Source organism: Streptomyces sp. RP5T (genome assembly GCF_003933965.1).
Taxonomy (GTDB): Bacteria; Actinomycetota; Actinomycetes; order Streptomycetales; family Streptomycetaceae; genus Streptomyces.
Genome location: NZ_RSAJ01000717.1, coordinates 1 through 3,827, shown reverse-complemented (window position 1 = coordinate 3,827; position 3,827 = coordinate 1). Strand labels below are relative to the sequence as shown.

The following is a 3,827-nucleotide window of genomic DNA, read 5'->3' as shown; positions in this document are numbered from 1 at the left end:
CCCTCCCCCTGCTCCCCCGCCGCTGGGCCGCCGTCTGGCAGTCGGAGAAGTACGTGACGGCCCAACAGGTGCGCGGTACCGCCAAGTTGCACACCACCCTGACCCCCACCAAGGAGAGCGGCACCCTCGTCGCCTACCTGTACGACGTGGGGCCGCTCGGCCTCGGCAAGCTGGTCTCGCACGCGCCGTACACCTTCCACGGGCAGACGCCCGGCAAGCCGTTCGGTGTCGACCTGGAGCTGTTCTCCACGGCCTACGACGTCCCGGCAGGGCACCGTCTGGCCCTGGTGGTGGACACGGTCGACCCGCTCTACATCGAGCACAACCCGTCCGGCGCTCGGCTGACCTTCTCCTCACCGGCGAACGACCCGTCGTACGTGTCGATTCCGCTGCGCGAGCAGTGATCTCCGGCCGGCGCCGGCCGGGTGGGGCTCTGTGGCTGCTGCCCCCTACGGCTGACGGGCCGTGGGGGGACCCCCACGCGGCAGCAGGGTCCCTGGAGGCTCGGCCTCCGTCACCTCGGGGGTGAGCGGACCATCGTAGTCGAGGCTCGAGGACATGGCCGTCGCCCCTCTCAGTGCTTGAGGATCTTGGAGAGGAAGTCCCTGGCGCGCTCGCTGTCCGGGTTGGTGAAGAAGTCGTCGGGGGCACGGTCCTCGACGATGCGGCCGTCGGCCATGAACACCACGCGGTTCGCGGCCGAGCGGGCGAAGCCCATCTCGTGGGTGACGACGACCATGGTCATGCCCTCCCGGGCCAGTTGGCGCATGACCTCCAGGACCTCGTTGATCATCTCCGGGTCCAGGGCGGAGGTGGGCTCGTCGAAGAGGAGAGCCTTGGGCTCCATGGCGAGGGCGCGGGCGATGGCCACGCGCTGCTGCTGACCGCCCGAGAGCTGGGCAGGGTACTTGTCGGCCTGGTCGGCGAGGCCCACCCGGTCGAGGAGTTGGCGCGAACGCCGGTCGGCCTCGTCCTTCTTGCGTCCACGGGCCTTGACCTGGCCCAGCGAGACGTTCTGCAGGACTGTCTTGTGGGCGAACAGGTTGAAGGACTGGAAGACCATGCCGACCTCGGCACGGAGCTTCGCGAGGGCCTTGCCCTCCGCGGGCAGCGGCTGCCCGTCGAGCGTGATGGAACCGGACTTGATGGTCTCCAGGCGGTTGATCGTCCTGCAGAGCGTGGACTTGCCCGACCCCGAAGGGCCGATGACCACGACCACCTCCCCCTTGCCGACGGTGAGGTTGATGTCCTGCAGGACATGCAGCTCCCCGTAGTACTTGTTGACGTCACGCAGTTCGATCAACGGATCGACGACGGCCATGCCCAGCCCTACTCACTCTCAGCTGTGTCGTGGTTGCCGCAACCTATCGAGGCAAGATCGCGGACAGGGAACGACACGCACCGTCCGGCCATTAGCCGTATTTACGCCGCGCTTACGGCCATGGGCTCACTCCTCGGCGACCTCGGCGTAGAGCTGGGACAGCTCCGGCACCCCGCTGGCGGCCCACTCGTGCCCCGCGGCCACGACGTCGAACTCCCGGCCGGACTCCAGCCGGACCACGGGCTGCCCGTCCGGGCGCAGATCCCAGGCCGCCCCGGGGACGGTCCGCACGATGACCGTGCCCAGGTAGAGCCCCGCGTCGTTGCCGAGCCAGAGCAGGATCTCCTCGTCGTCCCGCCAGCCGGGCACCAGTTGGTCGAGCGCCTCCAACGAGGCGACCGTGTCGTCCAGCCGGACACCGGAGCGGGAGGCGTGGGAGCGCAGGAGCTCGCACTCGGAGAGAAGTTCGGCGATGCCCTCGGGGTCGCGGGTCCCCGGTTTCTCACTCCGGCCGCCCAGAAAAGGGATCTTCATACGCCCAGCGTGTCACTCACCCGGCCGTATGCACCACAGGCGCGCGGGCCGCGGTTTCCGGCCGGCTCCGGGCCGGAAAGCTAGACGTCCAGGTCCACGACCACCGGCGCGTGGTCGGAGGCGCCCTTGCCCTTGCGCTCCTCACGGTCGACGTAGGCGTCGGTGACGGCCTTCGCGAAGGGTTCGTTGCCGTAGACCAGGTCGATGCGCATGCCGCGGTTCTTGGGGAAGCCGAGCTGGCGGTAGTCCCAGTACGTGAACGGGTGGTCGTACTTGAGGGGTCGCGGGACCACGTCCGACAGGCCCGCCTCGCGCAGGGAGGCGAGGGCGGCGCGCTCGGCCGGGGTGACGTGGGTGAGGCCCTCGAAGGCCGCCACGTCGTAGACGTCGTCGTCCGTCGGCGCCACGTTGTAGTCGCCGAGGACCGCGAAGGGGCGGCTGCCCGCCGCGTCACCGGCGACGGCGGCCCTGAGGGCCTCGAACCACTGGAGCTTGTAGGCGTAGTGCGGGTGGTCGACCTCGCGGCCGTTGGGCACGTAGACCGACCAGACGCGGACCGGACCGCAGGTCGCGGAGATGGCGCGGGGCTCCGGAGCGCCGTCGTAGCCGGGGTCTCCGGGCAGGCCCTTGACGACGTCCTCGATGCCCACCCTGGAGATCACCGCCACGCCGTTCCACCGCCCGGTCGCGTTCACCGCTGCCTCGTAGCCCGCCTCGCGCAGCTGGTCGAACGGGAACTGCTCCTCGGCGAGCTTGGCCTCCTGGAGGCACAGCACGTCCGTGCCGGTGCTCTCCAGCCAGGCCAGCAGCCTCGGGAGACGAGCGGTGATCGAGTTGACGTTCCAGGTCGCGATGCGCATGCCTGACAACCTACCGGGCGGCACCGACACTCACAGAGCCGTGCTCTCCCCCGGCTTCAGCCGCAGGTGCTCCGCGCCGCCGAGGGCACCGATCTGGTTGTCGTAGATCGGGCGGGCGAGGTCGGTGAGCAGGGCGTCGTGGATGTCGTAGGCGCGCTGCGGCTTGACCTCACGGACGTAGTCGATGACCTCGGAGATCTTGTTCCAGGGGGCCATGACCGGGAGCATCAGCGTCTCGACGGCGTGGTCGGGGACGGTGAGGGCGTCGCCGGGATGGAAGACCGTACCGCCGTCGATCAGGTAGCCGACGTTGGTGATGCGCGGGATGTCCGGGTGGATCACGGCGTGCAGTTCGCCGTGGACCTGGACGTCGAAACCGGCGGCGGTGAAGGTGTCGCCGTGGCCGACGGTGTGCACCCGGCCGGGGAAGGCAGTCGAGATCTTCTCGGCGACCGACTTCAGGGTCCAGATCTCGGCGGCAGGGTTGGCGTCCAGGGCCGTCCGCAGGCGTTCCTCGCTGAAGTGGTCCGGGTGTTCGTGCGTGACCAGGATCGCGTCGGCGCCGAGGGCCGCGTCCTCCTCGCAGAAGGCCCCGGGGTCCAGGACGAGGGTGCGTCCGTCCTTCTCCAGACGGACACAGGCGTGCAGCATCTTCGTGAGCTTCATGGCTCCATCCTGCCTCCGGGGCGAACGCCCGGTTCACTCGGTGGGGGTGGTCTCCTCGCGGATGACCTGCTGGGCCACCTTGAACGCGCTGTTGGCCGCCGGGACACCGCAGTAGACGGCCGCCTGGAGCAGCACTTCCTTGATCTCGGAGGGAGTGAGGCCGTTGCGCAGGGCGGCCCGGGTATGTGCGGCGAGCTCGTCCAGGTGGCCGCCCGCGACCAGCGCGGTGAGGGTGGCGATACTGCGGGATCTGCGGTCCAGGCCCGGTCGGTCCCAGATCTCGCCCCAGGCGTAACGGGTGAGGAGTTCCTGGAAGTCGCCCGAGAAGTCGTCGGCCTGCGCCAGCACCCCGTCCACGTGCGCGTCGCCGAGCACCTCGCGGCGCACCTTGATGCCGGTGTCGTAGGGGTCGACACGGTTCGCCGCCTGGGGGTCCGGGGCGGCGG

At 69.7% G+C, this 3,827-nt stretch carries 6 protein-coding genes; 1 reads left to right on the top strand and 5 read right to left on the bottom strand.

Annotation, left to right across the window (positions count from 1 at the left end; translation table 11 throughout):
• Positions 1-404 (top strand): CocE/NonD family hydrolase C-terminal non-catalytic domain-containing protein (locus tag EHS43_RS39770; protein WP_312023471.1); only part of this gene is annotated, 404 nt, incomplete at its 5' end.
• Between the two features lie 170 nt (positions 405-574).
• Here the strand turns inward: EHS43_RS39770 and EHS43_RS39765 are convergent.
• The 5 genes from EHS43_RS39765 to pcaC all read right to left on the bottom strand — a co-directional run.
• Positions 575-1,321 carry an amino acid ABC transporter ATP-binding protein gene (locus tag EHS43_RS39765; RefSeq protein WP_125195426.1) on the bottom strand — a complete coding sequence of 249 codons (747 nt, stop codon included), beginning with the start codon at positions 1,319-1,321 and terminating at the stop codon, positions 575-577.
• 126 nt (positions 1,322-1,447) lie between these two features.
• Positions 1,448-1,855 (bottom strand): DUF6278 family protein, encoded by a 408-nt coding sequence (locus tag EHS43_RS39760; RefSeq protein WP_125195425.1) that lies wholly within the window; start codon positions 1,853-1,855, stop codon positions 1,448-1,450.
• An 80-nt stretch (positions 1,856-1,935) separates the two neighbouring features.
• Complete coding sequence (locus EHS43_RS39755; RefSeq protein WP_125195424.1) at positions 1,936-2,715, bottom strand: exodeoxyribonuclease III; 780 nt, start codon at positions 2,713-2,715, stop codon at positions 1,936-1,938.
• A gap of 30 nt (positions 2,716-2,745) precedes the next feature.
• Positions 2,746-3,381, bottom strand: coding sequence for an MBL fold metallo-hydrolase (locus tag EHS43_RS39750; RefSeq protein WP_125195423.1), 636 nt, complete (start codon positions 3,379-3,381; stop codon positions 2,746-2,748).
• Between the two features lie 33 nt (positions 3,382-3,414).
• Positions 3,415-3,827: 4-carboxymuconolactone decarboxylase (pcaC, locus tag EHS43_RS39745; RefSeq protein WP_125195422.1), on the bottom strand; the 413-nt coding region annotated here is incomplete at its 5' end.

What these genes read in the sequence shown, in the direction of transcription:
- EHS43_RS39765 (WP_125195426.1), bottom strand. Translation starts at nt 1,321, where the DNA reads ATGGCCGTCGTCGATCCGTTGATCGAACTGCGTGACGTCAACAAGTAC.
- EHS43_RS39760 (WP_125195425.1), bottom strand. Translation starts at nt 1,855, where the DNA reads ATGAAGATCCCTTTTCTGGGCGGCCGGAGTGAGAAACCGGGGACCCGC.
- EHS43_RS39755 (WP_125195424.1), bottom strand. Translation starts at nt 2,715, where the DNA reads ATGCGCATCGCGACCTGGAACGTCAACTCGATCACCGCTCGTCTCCCG.
- EHS43_RS39750 (WP_125195423.1), bottom strand. Translation starts at nt 3,381, where the DNA reads ATGAAGCTCACGAAGATGCTGCACGCCTGTGTCCGTCTGGAGAAGGAC.